Raw genomic sequence first — 16,360 nt, forward strand, 5'->3', positions numbered from 1 at the left:
GGCGCCCCGGACGGGCGCCCTTTTTCGTTTCAGGTCTGCCACTATCGCGTTGTGTTCCGTGCAGATAAGCGGTCTGCTGAGGGCATGGAAAAAGTTGCCTTGATAACTGGTGGTGCTCGCGGAATCGGCCGGGCCATCGCGGTTGATCTGGCCGTGGATCATCGCGTCGCCCTGGCGTGGCACAAGACCGAACCGCAGCCCTTGCCCGATGACCGACCGGCCCTGACCCTGCACAGTGATCTCACGCAAGAAGGTCAGCCCGAAGACGTGGTGCGCCGCGTCATCGACCGGTTCGGCCGGCTGGATGTGATCATCAACAATGCCGGGTTGGTTCAGGCCACGCCGAAGGACAGCTTCAGCCGAACGGACCACCACGCCATTCTTGACCTCAACCTGCTGGTTCCGGCCGCGCTGCTGGCTGCCGCGTTGCCTCACCTGCAGCGGGGAGCGTCGATCGTCAGTATCTCATCAGTCAACGCCGAACTTCCCCCGCGCGATGCCGCGACCTATGGGGCCAGCAAGGCCGCGCTGAACTTGTGGACCCGCGCCATGGCGAAAGAATTGGGCCCGAACGGCATTCGCGTCAACGCGGTGGCTCCCGGAGCGATCAACATCCCCGAAGCCCCAAGGCCCGACGATCTGACCGACCTGTTCGTTCAGAACACAGCGCTGGGGCGTGTTGGGATACCCGAGGACATAGCGCGCGCAGTTCGCTTTCTAGCATCCGAAGACGCGTCCTTCATCACCGGAGAGGTGCTGACCGTCTCTGGCGGGTATCGCCTTTAACCCCGGCGTTACTGCGCGGCGGCTTTTTCCAATGCGGGTCGGATAGTGCTCTCGATCACGCGCTGGGTGATCGGGCCGGCAAACCGCAGGATGATCGTGCCGTCACCGTCGATCACATAGGTCTCGGGCACGCCGTAGACGCCCCAGTCCAACCCCATGCGGCCATTTTCATCGCGCCCGATGGCGGCGTAGGGATCGCCCAGCTCAGCCAGGAACGCATCGGCATTCGCCAGTTTGTCTTTGTAGTTGATGCCGTAGACCGGAATGCCTTCCTGCGCCAGTTTCTCGAGGTTGGGATGCTCGGCACGGCAGGGGGCACACCAGCTGGCCCAATAGTTCACCAGCTTGACCTGGCCGTCGCGCAGGGTTGCATCGTCGAACCCCTGTTTCCCCGGAAACTCGGTCAGGACAACGGGCGGCGCTGGCTGGCCTTCGCGGGCCGAGGGCAGCGCGTTGGGATCTTCGCGGAACATGCCGATGGCCGCCAGCACTGCAAAGGCGCCGAAAATCAGTGGTGGTGCAATCATCAACGGCGAGATCTTAGCCATTGCGCGACATCCTCTGTTCGATCTTTTCCATCTCGGCCCGGACCTTGCGACCACGCAGGATGCTGAAAACCACCAGTGCCACCAGCAAAACGATCGAGGCCGCGTAGGAGGACAGAACCGTTTCGGCGTATTTTCCCAGATCAGGCATCATCCGTTTACCCTTTCCCGTGCCAGCAGCGCTTTGATGCGCCGCGCGCGGATTTCGGTTCCGGTCCGGTACAGGACCAGCGCGATGAACAGCAGCACGAAGCCGATGATGCAGGTCAGCAGCGGGTAGAAGAACACGTTGCTGACCTTCTCGGTGGTGTCCGTGCCGGTGATCGCCCCTGCGCGCATCACCGATGCGCCCTGATGCAGACCCTGGTTCCAGAAATTCACCGCATAGCGGCTGAGGATTGCAAAGACCGACCCCACGATGCACAGGACCGAGGTCAGGTCCGCCGCCGTGTCGGGATCTTCGATCGCCTCCCACAGGGCGATATAGCCCAGATAGAACAGGAACAGGATCAGGAACGAGGTCAGGCGCGGATCCCAGGCCCACCAGGTGCCCCACATGGGCTGCCCCCAGATGGCGCCGGTGGCCAGCGCGATCAGGGTCATCACGATGCCGATCGGCGCTGCGGCGCGTGCGGCAAGGGCGCTGACATGGTGCCTGCGCACCAGCCAGACCAGCGAGGTGACCAGCATCATCAGCCAGCAGTTGATGGCCATCAGCGCCGATGGCACATGCAGGTAGATGATCTTGACGGTCGACCCCTGCTTGTAGTCATCCGGCGTGAAGAAGAACCCCCACACCAGCCCGACGACCAGAAACAGGGCCGAGCTTATCCAGAAGAACGGCAGGACCCGCTCGCTGGTGGCGAGGAACTTGCGCGGGTTGGCGTATTCCCACAGGGCGTTGGCTTTGGCTGCTATCGACATGGGCCTTATCTAGTCCGAGTCGGGGGCGTTCTCAATTGACATCGGTCAACGTGCCCCAATCATCTGAGGTTGATGCGCAGCACCGCCGCGCTGGCAAAAGGCAGAAGGGCGACCGTGGCGGCGGTGATCCCGGCCAGCATCAGCAGCGGGGTCTGGACCTCCATCCCGGTGGCACCACGGCGCGCGACCTCGGCCCCGAAGATCAGCGTGGGCACATATAGCGGCAGCACCAGCAGCGACAGCAGCAGGCCGCCGCGCTTGAGCCCCACGGTCAGGGCTGCGCCAAAGGTGCCGATCACGCTGAGCGCGGGCGTTCCGATCAGCAGCGAGACGACCAGCCAGCCAAAACCGGGGCCGGGCAGGTTCAGCAGCACACCCAGCACCGGCGCGGCCAGCACCAGCGGCAGGCCGGTGGTGATCCAATGCGCCAGCGCCTTGATCGTGACCACCGATTCCAGCGGCAGCGGCGCGGTGGCCAGCAGATCGAGCGACCCATCCTCCCAATCCAGTGCCAGCAGGCGATCCAGCGACAGCAGGCAGGCCAGCAATGCGCCCAGCCACAGCACCCCCGGCGCGATGGTCGCCAACAGCGAGGATTGCGGACCCACCGAAAACGGCACCAGAACGGTGACGATCAGGAAGAAGGCCAGCCCGAGGCCGAACCCTCCGCCCGCGCGGAAGGACAGTTTCAGGTCACGCAACAGCAGGGCGATCACAGGAAGCCTCCGTCGAAGTCATCCAGCGCCTTCGGGCGCGCCTTGTTGGGGCCGACATCCAGGACCTCACCATCGAGACCCAGGTCGATATGGGTGGCAATCAGGGCCGAGCCGCCCTGCCCCAGATGCGCCCGCACTGCATCGGCGAACATTGCCACGGCGGTCTTGTCCAGTGACACGGTGGGTTCGTCCAGCATCCAGATCGGTCGGCCGGTCACCAGCATTCGGGCCAGACCCAGCCGGCGTTTCTGGCCCGCCGACAGGTTGCCTGCGTGACGATCGGCCAGTTCGTTCAGGGCGAAGGCCTCCAGCGCCGGCTGTATGTCACGCGTGCCAAAGACCGAGGCCCAGAAGGTCAGGTTCTCGGTCACGGTCAGGGTGGGTTTCAGCCCGTCGGAATGGGCGGCATAGGCGATCCGGTCTTCGGCGCCCTCGATCCGGCCCGAGAGCGGCGGTTGCAGACCGGCCAGCGTGCGCAGAAGGGTGGTCTTGCCGATCCCGTTCGGGCCGCGCAGGATCAGCGCCTTGCCCGGGGGCAGCGCGAAACTGAGGCCTTCGAGCACGGGCACACCCCCTCGGGCGATGGCAAGGTCGGTCACGGTCAGTGTCATGAGACCCGCTTATCCGATTGGTTGCGGGGGAAAAAGGACGGATTTGCCGCAGGGCCTTTTGGCGGGGCGGGATGTGAGGGGCCAGATGAAGCGGTCAGACCGGCAACAGGGCCAGAGCGATGCGGCGCCCCTCGGACAAAAGCACGTTGTAGGTGCGGCAGGCGGCGGGCGAGTTCATGATCTCGACCCCGATGCCGGCCTCTTCGAGGGTCGACCGCAAATCAGATGGTATGTGAGAAAGATCAGCGCCGGTGCCGATGAACAGAACGTCAACCTGATTGGCCAGCCCTAGAAGGCTCTCGCTGTCCGCAAAACCGCCCCAAGGTCCGGTCCCTCCGGGGCCTGTCAGAACACTGCCTTCGTGAACCTCGCCGCCTATCCGGAAGAATCCCGGCCCATAGCCATCAATCGGAACTGCGTTGGTATATGTGATCTCGTTCAGACGCATGTGATCTTCTATCCCCAAAGCGGCAAGCCCGACAAGGCCGCAGCAGCGATGACTGCATACGCGATCACGCGGTAGACCCGTTCCCTGGCAGGCTGAAACATCCAGCCGCCCAGCCAATTTCCTGCCAGATTCGGAACGGCAAGCGCCAGCCCCAACCCAACCGTTGACCAGGTCAATTGCCCGAACGCAGCGAGATATCCGAAGATCAGAAAATCAAAGGCCAGAAGGAACAGCAGGATCGTGGCCCGAACAACTGCCACAGGCAACGGGCGAGACATGTAGAACAGGATTACCGCCGGACCCGGGATGCCTGCAACGCCCCCCAAAAAGCCGGCCGCAGCGCCGATGGCAGTTACCATGTTGCGCCGGACTTCGCCGTTGTACCGCAGCCCCGAAATCAGCACGACCAGCATGAACAGGGTCACGAGGCTGACGGCGTAGCGAAAAACCTCAGGCTGGACTCGGGTCAATATCGACAGTCCGACCGGCAGCAAAAGTGCACACCCGACGACAAGTCGCACGAGATCGCGTTTGTCGACATCAACCCAGGCGCGGCGCAGATTGGGAAGTGGCCCGAAGACATCCATGCAGGTCAACGCGATCAAAGCCCCGAACGGACCAAGATAAGGCGTCGACAGCGGCAGAAAGATCAGCGCGGTGCCGAACCCGGAAAACCCTCGAACGATTCCACCCGCGAGGGCTGCAAAAATGATGACGGCCAATCCCGTTGGGGATTGGCCGAACACATCAGGCATCAATATTGGCAAACTGGTTGCCGGCCGTGTTCGATGGCTTGGACCAATCGCGTTTGACCCCCAGCCACAGCAGGATGGTCGAGGCCACGAAAACCGACGAATAGGTTCCTACGATCACGCCCCAGATCATCGCGAAGACGAACCCGCGGATCACGTCACCGCCGAGCACATACAGCGAGACAAGCGCCAGCAACGTGGTGACCGAGGTCATGACGGTTCGGCTGAGCGTTTCATTGATCGAGAGGTTCAGCACCTCTTTCAGGTCCTTCTTCTTGTATTTACGCAGGTTCTCACGCACCCGGTCGAATACGACCACGGTATCGTTCAGCGAGTAACCGACGATTGTCAGAAGCGCGGCGATAATCGCGAGGTCGAAGCGGATCTGCAGCTCGGAAAAAATACCGATCGTCAGCAACACGTCATGCACCAGCGCGGCGACCGCCCCCAGCGCGAACTGCCATTCGAACCGCAGCCAGATGTAGACCAGCACCGCTCCGATCGCCAGAACCACAGCAATCACGGCTGTTTGGATCAGCTCGCCCGATACTTTCGGGCCCACGGATTCCACCGAAACGAACTGGATATCTGGGACTACCGCCTGCAAGGCGCCTTCGACTGCCGCGATGGTTTCGGCCGTGACAGATTCGGCACCGTCCTGCGCTTGAATGCGGATCATGGCCACGTTCTCATCAGGCCCGAATGTCGGGTCGAAGATTTCGGTGATGGTGACATCCCCGAGGCCCAGCGGCGCAATGGCGTCGCGGTAAACACCGACATCCAATTCCTGCGTGCTCTGGGTCCGGATCGTGGTACCGCCCCGGAAGTCGATCCCGAAGTTCAAACCTTGGAGCATGAACGAAGCGAATGCGATGACCATCATCAGGCCCGAAATGCCCAGCCAGACCTTCCAGCGGCTGAAGAAATCGAACGAGGTGTTTTCGGGTACGAGTTTCAGTCTCATGTCAAACCTCGATCGTTTTCGGGCGGCGCCGTTCGAACCACATGATGATCATCAGTCGCGTCACGAAGATCGCGGTGAAGACCGACGTCAGAATGCCCAAGCCAAGCGTGATGGCAAAGCCGCGAACCGGGCCGCTGCCGATAGCGAACAGGATAACGGCGGTGATGAAGGTCGTGATGTTGGCATCCAGAATGGCCGACAGGGCCTTTTCATAGCCCAGGTCGATTGCCCGAGCGGGGCCTTTGGCCGATTTCAGCTCTTCTCGGATACGTTCGAAGATCAGCACATTGGCATCCACCGCCATACCGACCGTCAACACGATCCCGGCAATGCCCGGCAACGTCAATGTCGCGCCAATCAGTGACAACAGCCCAAAGATCAGCCCGACGTTAATCAGCAAAGCGATGTTGGCGAAGACGCCAAAAAGACCATAGCTGAGCGCCATGAAGATCAAGACTGCTGCAAAAGCGACGGTGGTGGCAACCTTACCCGCGTCGATGCTGTCCTGGCCCAGTTCGGGGCCGATCGTACGTTCTTCGAGGAACTCAAGACCCGCCGGCAGCGCGCCTGCACGCAGCAGAACTGCAAGGTTCGTGCTTTCTTCGACGGTGAAGTTGCCGGTGATGATGCCGGAACCGCCGGGGATATGGCTTTGGATCACCGGGGCCGAGATCACCTCGTCATCCAGCACAATCGCAAACGGAGCACCGATATTGTCACGGGTGTAATCGCCGAATTTGCGGGCGCCGGATGTGTTGAACCGGAAGCTGACCGCCGGGCGTCCGTTCTGATCGAAGGAAGGCTGCGCGTCGACCAATTCCTCGCCCGTCACGACGGGTGCGGATTCGATGGTGTAGTACACGCCGTTTTCGTCGATCGACGGCACGACCTCTTCACCGACGCCGGGCACGACGTCCGGATCGGTGCCGCGGGCCACGACCGGATTGAAGGTCAGTTGCGCCGTGGTACCGATAATGTCCTTCAACTCGCTGGCACTGCCGATCCCGGGCACCTGAATCAGGATCCGGTCGGTGCCCTGACGCTGGATGGTCGGCTCACGAGTGCCCACCTCGTCGATCCGGCGGCGCACGATTTCCAGTGCCTGACGCACCGTTCGATCATCCGAGGCCAGTTTCTCTGCCTCGGACAGTTTTACGATCAGGGTGTCGCCGTCGGCGGTGACTTCGATATCCGTGGCGCCGACCCCGGTCAGCGTCTGCACCTGACGGGCCAGCCCGCGCACCGCTTCCAGAGCGCTTGGCATCCCGTCCGGCTGGCTGATGCGAACACGAATCTCATCCGGGGCCGAAGGTTGGCGGCGGATGGTTCCGACCGTCGCCCGCTCGTCCCGCAGGGCGTCACGAACTTCGGGCCACATGGCCTCCATCCGTGTCTCGTAGACATCGCCAACCTGAACTTCGGCCAGCAGATGCGCCCCACCGCGCAGATCAAGCCCCAGGTTGACCAATGACGACGGCAGCCAATCGGGCCATTGCCCCGCTTGCGCCTGCATCTCGGGCGTGTCGATGCCCAGTTCGATGGCGGCCTTGGCGTCGTTCGATTGTTCGACCCGCGTGTAAAACGCGTTCGGCAGGGCCATCAGCAGGCCAACCACGCAGACCAGCCAGATCAGGACCCGTTTCCAGGTGTCAATTTGCAGCATTACCCTGCCTTTTCAGGAAGTTGCGACGCGAAATTACTTCGCAGGTTCTGTCTTGTTCAGCACCTGAGCGATGGTCGACTTGACCACACGAACCCGGACACCATCCGCGATCTCGACCTCGATCTCGTTTTCGCCTTCCTTGACCTTCGACACTTTGCCGATGAGGCCACCCTGAGTGACAACCTGATCGCCGCGGCGCACTGCCTCGACCATGGCCTGATGTTCCTTCATCTTCTTCTGCTGCGGACGGATCAGCAGGAAGTACATGATCGCGAAGATCAGGATGAGCGGGAGAAACTGGGCGATTGCGCCACCTTCCATGGGACATTCCTTTTTTCTTGGGGTCGCGGAGTGAGCACCGCGAATTTGCCGGGAAACTATGCCTTGAAATCAACCTTTGCAAGCGATGGCCGACTTGGCATGCCGTGCAACAGTGTCACGATCCCCGAAGATGATGAATTACACCGCAGATATCCACTAGGATGGTGCGGGGCTTTGGGTATAGTCAAAGTCAGGGAGGACCCATGCGGAGTATCGTCAAGGCCCCATTTCCATTGGGTGTTTTGCTGTCCATGCTGTTTGCGGCTTGGGCCTTTTCGGTGCCTGTCATGGCGCAGGATGCCCCGCAGGACGGACCCGAAGCCGACAGCGCCGCCGCCGAGACCTTCATGGCTCCGGTCATCGTTGACGGCGACACCTTGTTCCACATTCGAGGCTCCAGCGCCCTGCCCGCGCCGGAAAGGGCCGAGAACATTCAGGACGCGATCATCAAGGTCGCCGAATCCTCGGATGCCACGGATGTCGACATCACCTATCAGGACACCGAGATAGGCACCCGCATTCTGGCGGACGGTCAGATGGTCACCATCGTCACCGAGGCCGATGCCGAGCTGGAGCAAATGGAACTGAGCGTCCTGACGGTCTTGCATGGCGACGCCATCCGGGACGCGATCATGGCTTACCGGGCAAACCGCACGGACGAGGCGCGTGTGTCAGGTGCGATCGAAGCGGCGGCGTGGACGTTGGGGTTCATCGTCTTCGTCCTGGTGATCCTGTGGCTGCACAGGCGCATTCGGCGACGCACGCTGATCTTTGTCCGGCGATACCTTAGGGACGTGGAGGAAGCCACCGCGAAAAGTGTACAGGCCGAGGCGATTGCCGCACTGATCCGATACGGGCTGAATTTTGGCCTGCTGATCATCTTCTTTCTGGGTTTCTATTACTATCTGTCGTTCGTCCTGCTGGCATTTGCCGAGTCGCGGTACTTTGCGCAGCTGCTACTGACCTACCTGACCGAACCGGTTCTGCTGATCTTCCGGGGTATCCTCAGCTACATCCCGAACATGATCATGCTGGCGTTGATCGCCTGGGTGACGATGTACATCATCAAAGGCATGCGGGTGTTCTTCGACGCGGTCGAGGCCGGCACTTTCGACATGGGCGATTTCGAGAAACACTGGGTCAATCCCACGTTCAATATCGCGCGTGTCGTGGTGATCCTGATCGCCCTTGTCTTTGCGGTTCCCTACATTCCGGGCTCGGATTCGGCGGCCTTTCAGGGTCTGACCATCCTGGTTGGTGCAATGCTCTCGCTGGGCGCGAACTCGGTTGTCAGCAACATGCTGGCTGGACTGTTCGTAATCTATCGCCGGTCGACCTCGATCGGTGACCGCATTCAGATCGGTGAACACATCGGTGATGTGGTGCAGATCAAACTCATGGAAACACACCTGAAGTCCATCAAGAACGAGCTGATCTCGATCCCCAACGCCCAATTGATGAACTCGGACGTGGTCAATTTTTCCAAGCATACCGACGGCAAGGGCCTGCTTTTGCACACGACGGTCGGGATCGGCTATGAAGAGCCTCCCGAAAAGGTCGAAGCCATGCTGATCGAGGCAGCCCGTCGCACCGATGGGCTTCGCGCCCGCCCCGAGCCCTTTGTCCTGTGGACCGCGCTGGCCGATTACGCGATCAACTACCAGATCAACGCCTACACGACCCGTGGCAACTCGATCCCGCGGATCAAGTCCGACCTGCACCGCAACATCGTTGACGTGTTCAACGAGAACGGTGTTCAGATCATGACGCCATCTTACGTTGCCGACCCGCCCGAGCCGAAGATCCCGACCCATCCCTGGGACGGTCGACTGGCACATGACGCGGTTGAAGACACGGACAACTAGGCCGTTTTTCCAACCCGGTGCTACACCCTGCCCGTCAGATGGTGCATAAGCGGCCCTAGTGATTCACTTGCCAAGGATCTGACCTATGCACGACATCCGCGCAATTCGCGAAAACCCAGCAGCTTTCGACGCCGCGCTCGCGCGCCGGGGGGAAGCTCCGGTATCGTCAGACCTGCTGCGCCTGGATGAAAGCCGTCGGGCCAAGATCCTGGCAGCCGAAACGGCGCAGGCCGAACAGAACAAGGCCAGCAAGGAAGTCGGCGCAGCCAAGGCGCGCGGCGACGAAGCCGAGTTCCAGCGTCTTCGGGCACTTGTGGCCGAGAAAAAGGCCGAAATCGCCCGTATGCAGACCGAGGCTAAGGATATCGACGCCCTTCTGACTGACCAGTTGGTTCGCATCCCGAACCTGCCGGCCGAGGACGTACCCGACGGCAAAGACGAGAATGACAATGTCGAAGTTAAACGCTGGGGCACGCCGCGGGACTATGACTTTGAACCGAAAGAACACTTCGAGATCGCCTCGGTTCAGAACGGCATGGATTTCGAAACCGCGGCCAAACTGGCAGGATCTCGTTTCGTGCTGCTGTCGGGCGGTGTGGCGCGCATTCACCGGGCGCTCGCGCAGTTCATGCTGGATACGCATACCAACGAGAACGGTCTGACCGAAGTGAACGGCCCGGTTCTGGTGCTCTCCGAGATGATGCAGGGCACCGGCCAGCTGCCGAAGTTCGGCGAAGACAGCTACCAAACCCGCGAGGGGTGGTGGCTGATCCCGACCTCCGAGGTGTCGCTGACCAACATCGTCAACAATTGCGTCATCGAGGAAAGCTATCTGCCGCGCCGCTACACGGCACATTCGCTGTGCTTCCGCTCCGAGGCGGGCTCGGCCGGCAAGGACACGCGCGGCATGCTGCGCCAGCACCAGTTCGAAAAGGTCGAAATGGTTTCGGTCACGCATCCCGACAAATCGGACGACGAACAGCAGCGCATGCTGCGCTGTGCCGAAGGCATCCTGGAAAAGCTGGGCATTCCTTATCGTACCGTCGTCTTGTGCACCGGCGACATGGGGTTTGGCGCGCGCCGGACCTTCGACATCGAGGCCTGGCTGCCCGGCCAGAACACCTATCGCGAGATCAGCTCGGTTTCGACCTGCGGAGATTTCCAGGCCCGTCGCATGAATGCGCGCTTCCGGCCTGAAGGTGGGGGCAAACCTGAATTCGTGCACACGCTGAACGGATCGGGCCTGGCTGTGGGTCGCTGTTTGATTGCGGTTCTGGAAAACGGCCAGAACGCCGATGGCACCGTGACCTTGCCCGAGGTTCTTTCGCCGTATCTTGGCGGCAAGCTGACCCTGCAGGCTGACGGAACGCTGGCGTAACCTTTGGCGGTCACCCCAGCCGCGACCGCATTGCTTCAGATCAAGGCAAAGAAGTGACTACTTCTTTGCCTTTTTCTTGGCCTTCTTGTCCTTTTTGTCTTTCTTGGACTTACCGCCGGCCTTCTCTTTTTCCTTCTTGGATTTCTTGTCTTTTTTCGACTTGGCCTTGGATTTTATCTTTTCCTTCGCCTTCGAGATCGCCGCTTCCATCTCATTCTTTTTCTTCGCGGCTTTTTCGGCCTTGGCTTTGGCCTTGGCCTTCTTTCGGGCCTTGGCCTCTGCTTCGGCTTTCTCGGCTGCCACCTTGGCTTCTGCATGGGCCTTGCGCGCAGCAGCTGAGGCCCGAGGTTGCGCCGCCTTCCGCGCTGGGGCCTTCGGTGGGCGGGTCTTGGCCACGGGTGCCGCGCCGGACGTGGCCTGTTTGGCGGCGGCGATCAATCCGGGCGCCCGGCGCGCTCCGATACCGGGAACGGCGACCAGCGCAGCCGGTTTGGCCTTGGCCAGGTCCTCGGCCGTCTTGAAGCCATTGTCGTTGAGAGCGCGGCCAAGTGCTTCTCCGATGCCGCGAACCTTGATCACCGCTGTCATTCCAAAACTCCTAAACGATCCAACTTAAAAACTACGTCCGGTAGGCGGCAAGACAAGGCCTCGGTCTGCACAACCTTTGGAGAACCGCCTTTAACTGCCCCGGGCCAGCTCACCGGTTTCACCCTGTCGCGGAAAGGGAACCAGCCGCTTGGCATCTTCATCCCACAGCTTCAGGTTCAGCGCGGCCACCGCCTCGGGAAAATTTATCCGGCGGGGTGTGTATTCGGGTGGCAGGTTGTAGTGACAGGCGCGCAACCGGTAGGACGGGATGCGGGCATTGAAATGGTGGATGTCATGCAGCGTGATGCAGGCGACCGCGTTATCGAACCACCATCCGAAATCCAGCGCTGACGAACCCTGAAGCGCCGCCAGTTGCGGGTCCAGATCCGGGCGGCGATCCCAGTAGGTGTCCTCGAAATTGTGCTGAAGATACACCAGAAACACACCCAGCATTCCGCCGAGAAACGAGAAGGCCAGCCAGACGAGTATGCCTGTCATGCCAGCAATCCAATACAACAGCCCGAGGAAAACCACGATGGACAAGTTGTGCAGCACGACCCCACGAACGCCGAACCGCACCGTGTTTTTGGGCCAGCGATAGCGGATGAAATAGGTGAACAGGGCCCCGACCGGCACCAGGATGAAGGGATTGCGGTAAAGCCTGTAGAACAGACGGGTTTTCCAATCCGCTTCATTCCATTCCCGCAAGGTCATCGTGTTGATTTCCCCGGTCTCCCGATGTTCGAGATTGCCGATGCCCGCGTGATGCAGATTGTGGTTCTGTTTCATCACTTCGAAAGGAGCGAAGGTGAACGGCGACAGCACGTGGCCAGCCCATTCATTCTGCCGTCGGGTTTCGAACAGCGAATGATGACCGCAATCATGCTGAAGAACATAGAGACGCACTGCCGAAAAGGCGAACACGATCCCGGCCGGGATCATGATGGACCACTGATCCACATAGACGATCGCCAGCGTCAGCGATGCGAAATACACCACGAACGTCCCGAAATAGCTGAGCGCGGCCAGCCGATTGTCCTGCACCGCGTACTGTCTCGTATATTCTCTCAGGTCCATCCAGCCCGCTCCCCACGATGGTCCGGTTCAATAGTCCTTGCGAAATTTTGCACGTCACAGGCACGCGCAAATCGCGCGCGAAATGAATGCACGCATGCGAATGCTAGCGCGATGCTTGGGGGCTGTCACGCCCCAAGCCCGAAAATGCTGAAAATTGGCGCAGTTACGCCTTGCCCTTGAGATGTTTGGCCAGCGCACCCGCGTTTTTCTTGCGGCGCCCCTTGTAGGGGTTCTTGTCCCCCTGCCCGCGCAGCGTCAGCCGGATCGGGGTTCCGGGCATGTCGAAATCCTCGCGCAGACCGTTGACCAGATACCGCGAGTAGCTTTCCGGCATCTTGTCCGGGTGCGAGCACATGACGACAAAACCCGGCGGGCGCGTCTTTGCCTGAGTCATATAGCGCAGCTTGATCCTGCGCCCCTGGGGGGCTGGCGGTGGGTGCTGCTCCAACATGGCGGTCAGCCAGCGGTTCAGGGCCGCGGTGGGAACCCGACGGTTCCAGACATCGTGGGCGCGCAGGATCGCATCACGCAGCCGCTCCAAGCCCCTGCCCGTCTTGGCCGACACGGTCACCAGAGGTGCGCCGCGCAGTTGGGGAAGCAGACGTTCGAACGAGGTTTTGAGCTCGCGCAGCTTCTCCTGCTTGTTATCCTCGACATCCCACTTGTTCACCGCGATCACCACGGCACGGCCTTCACGCTCGGCCAGATCGGCAATACGCAGGTCCTGCTGCTCGAACGGGATCGCCGCATCCAGCAGGACAACCACGACTTCGGCGAACTTGACGGCGCGCAGGCCGTCCGACACCGAGAGTTTCTCGAGCTTTTCCTGTACCTTGGCCTTTTTGCGCATACCGGCGGTGTCAAAGATGCGCATGGGGGTGCCACCCCAGTCCAACTTCAGACTGATGGCGTCACGGGTAATGCCGGCCTCGGGACCGGTCAGAAGACGATCTTCACCCAGGATCTTGTTGATCAGCGTGGACTTGCCCGCATTCGGACGCCCGACAACGGCCACCTGCAGCGGCTTGTCCGGCGTAATTGCAGGGGCTTCGCCTTCGGTTTCCCCATCCTCGTCCAGATCGATATCCGTTTGCGGAACGTCCTCTGGCTGCTTTTCTTCCATGGCGTCAGCCAAAGGCATCAACGCCGCATAAAGGTCAGTCATGCCTTCGCCATGCTCGCCCGAAAGGCGGATCGGCTCGCCCAGACCCAGGTTGTACGCCTCGAGAACACCGGCATCCGCCGCCGCCCCCTCGGCCTTGTTGGCCGCCAGGATCACATGCTTGGACCGCTTGCGAAGGATCTCGGCAAACATCTCGTCGGTCGGGGTCAGGCCCACACGGGCGTCGATCATGAACAGGCAGACATCGGCCATGTCCACGGCACGCTCGGTCAGGCGCCGCATCCGGCCCTGCAGGCTGTCGTCGGTGGCATCCTCCAGCCCGGCCGTGTCGATCACGGTAAAGCGCAGGTCACCCAGCCGCCCTTCACCCTCACGCAGATCGCGGGTAACGCCGGGCTGGTCGTCCACCAGCGCAAGGCGCTTGCCCACAAGGCGATTGAACAGGGTGGATTTGCCCACATTGGGGCGCCCCACGATGGCGAGGGTCAAAGACATGATACTCAACTTTCAAGACTCAGACGCGCCCTTTAACGCATCTCGTCGTCAACGGAAAGCGTGCAGTTGCCCTTTGGTCGAAACCACGTAGAGGGTCTGGTTCGCAACCACCGGTGCCGTTGTCGCCCCGCCCGGAACCTCGACCTGATGCACCAGCGTGCCGTCGACAGGGTTGTAGAACCGCAGATAACCGTCGTTCGAGCCGATGACGATGCGTCCACCCGCCATGATGGGGCCGTAATGCGCAAAGATCGGTCCGCGACGGTTGGGCTTGTCCTTGACGAAGCCCGGCAGGTCGATGGCCCAGACCACAGACCCGTCTGATACGTCCAACCGCACCAACTGGCTGCGGTCGCTGATCAGGAATACGCTGTTGCCGACCGGCCAGACGGTATCGACCGCGCCTTCGAAAGCGGTCCAGATCCGTTCGCCCGAGCTGGCGTCGAAGGCGACCGTGCGTCCTGAGTGGTTGCCGATGTAGATCGAATTTCCGGATACGATCGGGCCGCCCGTCACATCCACGATCTGCGCTGCGGCCCGCCCCCTGCGGCCGCCGGCGACCGACGCGTTCCAGCGACGGATACCGCCTTTGCGGAAAGCGGCCGCCACATCACCGGACCCAAACGCAAAGACTGCAAACTCGTTCGCCAATACCGGCGCCGGAGCTCCCAGGACATTGCCGACGCTGGGCGTGCCCTCGATCTGCCAGGCAATGCGCCCGTCCTTTGCATCAACCGCCCAGCCAGTCTGATCCCCCGCCACAAGGTAAAGCAGGCCGCCAGATACCAGCGGCGCTCCGCTACCGGTCGCGTTCAGTTTCTTTTGCCAGCGAATACCGCCGGTGCGCGCATCCAGAGCGGTCAGACGGCCGAAACCGGACGAAACGTACAACGTGTTGTCTGCATAGGCGATGCCGCCCCCGGTTGCCTGCTCTTCGCCATCCGTGGCGGGGACCAGGCTTGTGCTCCAGACCAGTTGCCCCTGAGGAGAGATCGCAGAAACGGTAGCCGCCGCGTCCAGGGTGTAGATCAGCCCACCTGCGACGACCGGATCAGCGGTGATCCTTTGTTTGCGCCCGTCGCCGGCCCCGATCGAGGTTGACCAGATGCGCTGCGGCGCGGGGCTGAGCGCCGCGTTGGTGGTACGGAAAGCCGCGGTTCCCGGGCTCTGCGCCCATTCGGCGTTGCGCTTTGCGGCCGGCAGGCTGATCGGTTTGGCACCGGTTGTCTGAACGGTTTCCAGATCCTGGGCCGGGCGGATGTCTTCACGCTCGCCCGGCAGGATCACTTCGGGTTCCTCGCAGGCGCTCAGCGCCGCCAGCGCCAGGGCTGCGACCGGCAAACCAAATCGGGAAAATAGTCTTTTTGCCATGAAACTCCGAACTCGCCTGTATTGGTTCACTGAAATGGGCCGCGTATCAACCCTGCTGTGCGGTGATCGGTTCGGGCGTTCCGCCCAGCGCGACGATCAATTGGGTTGCACGCTGCTGGATGTCGGCACTGACCTCTGCATCCTGACGGATGGCCTGCAGACGTTCCAGCGCGGCCTGAGTGTCGCCATCGGTGAGGTCGATCAGGGCCAGTTGTTCTTCTGCCAGCAGACGCAGCGGCGCGCCCGGAGCGGCCAGCGCCTCGAACTGTTGCCGGCGCTCGGCGGCGGGCATGGTTTCGGACTGCAACAACAGGGCCTTGAAGGCAGCGATCGAGCGGTAGATTTCCGGCAGGTCACCCTGAACTGCAATCGCATTCAGCTGTTCAACCGCCTCTTCGGCCGATCCCGACTCGGACAATGCGCCCGAGAGGAGAAAGCCCAAAACAGCCTGCTCGCCGGCCGAATTGGCCGTGACCTGCGCCAACGCATCCGCACGTGCGGAAGCGTCGTTCAGCTGCATCGCGGCCAGAATATCGTCGCCCAGCTTCTGGGCCTGACTGGCGTCGCGCGCCTTGCGGTATTCATTGAAAGCCGCACCGCCCACGATCAGAACAACGGCCAGAACACCGACCCAGCCCCATCGACGCAGCTGCAGGTAGAGCCGGTCGCGGCGCACCTCTTCGGTGACCTCATCAATGAAACTGTCGACGTCGCTCATTCCTGCCCCCGGGCG

Annotated in this window: 18 protein-coding genes; 3 read left to right on the forward strand and 15 right to left on the reverse strand. The window is 61.4% G+C overall.

The genetic code is table 11. From position 1 onward, the window contains the following. Nucleotides 1–84: 84 nt before the first annotated feature. Entirely contained in the window at nucleotides 85–786 is a 702-nt protein-coding gene (locus ACR0CU_RS07660) for an SDR family NAD(P)-dependent oxidoreductase (protein WP_480642758.1), read from the forward strand. Nucleotides 787–794: 8 nt separating this feature from the next. On the opposite strand, the gene ACR0CU_RS07665 is transcribed toward ACR0CU_RS07660, so the two are convergent. The 10 genes from ACR0CU_RS07665 to yajC form a co-directional block, all read right to left on the reverse strand. Beyond that, the gene (locus ACR0CU_RS07665) at nucleotides 795–1,334 is read right to left on the reverse strand and encodes a DsbE family thiol:disulfide interchange protein (protein WP_480642760.1); all 540 of its coding nucleotides are present in this window, start codon (nucleotides 1,332–1,334) and stop codon (nucleotides 795–797) included. Continuing rightward, nucleotides 1,327–1,485 (reverse strand): heme exporter protein CcmD, encoded by a 159-nt coding sequence (gene ccmD / locus ACR0CU_RS07670; protein ID WP_005982370.1) that lies wholly within the window; start codon nucleotides 1,483–1,485, stop codon nucleotides 1,327–1,329. The genes ACR0CU_RS07665 and ccmD overlap by 8 nt, the downstream gene beginning before the upstream one ends. Beyond that, complete coding sequence (locus ACR0CU_RS07675; protein ID WP_005982368.1) at nucleotides 1,482–2,255, reverse strand: heme ABC transporter permease; 774 nt, start codon at nucleotides 2,253–2,255, stop codon at nucleotides 1,482–1,484. Before ACR0CU_RS07675 ends, ccmD begins: the two co-directional genes overlap by 4 nt. A gap of 59 nt (nucleotides 2,256–2,314) precedes the next feature. After that, complete coding sequence (gene ccmB / locus ACR0CU_RS07680; protein ID WP_093962439.1) at nucleotides 2,315–2,971, reverse strand: heme exporter protein CcmB; 657 nt, start codon at nucleotides 2,969–2,971, stop codon at nucleotides 2,315–2,317. Beyond that, nucleotides 2,968–3,582, reverse strand: coding sequence for a heme ABC exporter ATP-binding protein CcmA (ccmA, locus tag ACR0CU_RS07685; protein ID WP_170358704.1), 615 nt, complete (start codon nucleotides 3,580–3,582; stop codon nucleotides 2,968–2,970). The genes ccmB and ccmA overlap by 4 nt, the downstream gene beginning before the upstream one ends. Nucleotides 3,583–3,676: 94 nt before the next feature. Then, entirely contained in the window at nucleotides 3,677–4,030 is a 354-nt protein-coding gene (locus tag ACR0CU_RS07690) for an Mth938-like domain-containing protein (RefSeq protein ID WP_170338015.1), read from the reverse strand. Between the two features lie 8 nt (nucleotides 4,031–4,038). Further along, on the reverse strand, nucleotides 4,039–4,785 hold the full coding sequence (locus ACR0CU_RS07695; protein ID WP_170338013.1) for a sulfite exporter TauE/SafE family protein: 747 nt from the start codon (nucleotides 4,783–4,785) through the stop codon (nucleotides 4,039–4,041). Continuing rightward, nucleotides 4,778–5,746 carry a protein translocase subunit SecF gene (gene secF / locus ACR0CU_RS07700; RefSeq protein ID WP_170366356.1) on the reverse strand — a complete coding sequence of 323 codons (969 nt, stop codon included), beginning with the start codon at nucleotides 5,744–5,746 and terminating at the stop codon, nucleotides 4,778–4,780. Before secF ends, ACR0CU_RS07695 begins: the two co-directional genes overlap by 8 nt. Nucleotide 5,747: 1 nt before the next feature. Continuing rightward, nucleotides 5,748–7,409: a protein translocase subunit SecD gene (gene secD / locus ACR0CU_RS07705; RefSeq protein ID WP_480642763.1), complete on the reverse strand. Its 1,662-nt coding sequence runs from the start codon at nucleotides 7,407–7,409 to the stop codon at nucleotides 5,748–5,750. A 33-nt stretch (nucleotides 7,410–7,442) separates the two neighbouring features. After that, nucleotides 7,443–7,730, reverse strand: a complete 288-nt coding sequence (gene yajC, locus ACR0CU_RS07710; protein WP_093962445.1) for a preprotein translocase subunit YajC — start codon at nucleotides 7,728–7,730, stop codon at nucleotides 7,443–7,445. Nucleotides 7,731–7,933: 203 nt separating this feature from the next. On the opposite strand from yajC, the gene ACR0CU_RS07715 reads away from it, so the two are divergent. Together ACR0CU_RS07715 and serS are read left to right on the forward strand one after the other, a co-directional pair. Further along, on the forward strand, nucleotides 7,934–9,595 hold the full coding sequence (locus tag ACR0CU_RS07715) for a mechanosensitive ion channel family protein (protein ID WP_480642765.1): 1,662 nt from the start codon (nucleotides 7,934–7,936) through the stop codon (nucleotides 9,593–9,595). Between the two features lie 85 nt (nucleotides 9,596–9,680). Next, nucleotides 9,681–10,973 carry a serine--tRNA ligase gene (gene serS / locus ACR0CU_RS07720; protein ID WP_170338512.1) on the forward strand — a complete coding sequence of 431 codons (1,293 nt, stop codon included), beginning with the start codon at nucleotides 9,681–9,683 and terminating at the stop codon, nucleotides 10,971–10,973. Nucleotides 10,974–11,030: 57 nt separating this feature from the next. Here serS and ACR0CU_RS07725 read toward each other — a convergent pair whose 3' ends face one another. From ACR0CU_RS07725 to ACR0CU_RS07745, 5 genes are all read right to left on the reverse strand, one after another. After that, entirely contained in the window at nucleotides 11,031–11,561 is a 531-nt protein-coding gene (locus ACR0CU_RS07725) for a helix-hairpin-helix domain-containing protein (protein WP_480642767.1), read from the reverse strand. A gap of 90 nt (nucleotides 11,562–11,651) precedes the next feature. Continuing rightward, entirely contained in the window at nucleotides 11,652–12,638 is a 987-nt protein-coding gene (locus ACR0CU_RS07730) for a fatty acid desaturase (protein ID WP_480642769.1), read from the reverse strand. A 163-nt stretch (nucleotides 12,639–12,801) separates the two neighbouring features. Further along, entirely contained in the window at nucleotides 12,802–14,256 is a 1,455-nt protein-coding gene (gene der / locus ACR0CU_RS07735; protein ID WP_170338000.1) for a ribosome biogenesis GTPase Der, read from the reverse strand. A 48-nt stretch (nucleotides 14,257–14,304) separates the two neighbouring features. Beyond that, on the reverse strand, nucleotides 14,305–15,627 hold the full coding sequence (locus ACR0CU_RS07740; protein WP_170446554.1) for a PQQ-like beta-propeller repeat protein: 1,323 nt from the start codon (nucleotides 15,625–15,627) through the stop codon (nucleotides 14,305–14,307). A gap of 46 nt (nucleotides 15,628–15,673) precedes the next feature. After that, entirely contained in the window at nucleotides 15,674–16,345 is a 672-nt protein-coding gene (locus ACR0CU_RS07745; protein ID WP_170372297.1) for a hypothetical protein, read from the reverse strand. Nucleotides 16,346–16,360 lie beyond the last annotated feature (15 nt).

The organism is Ruegeria sp. BC2 (assembly GCF_056539245.1).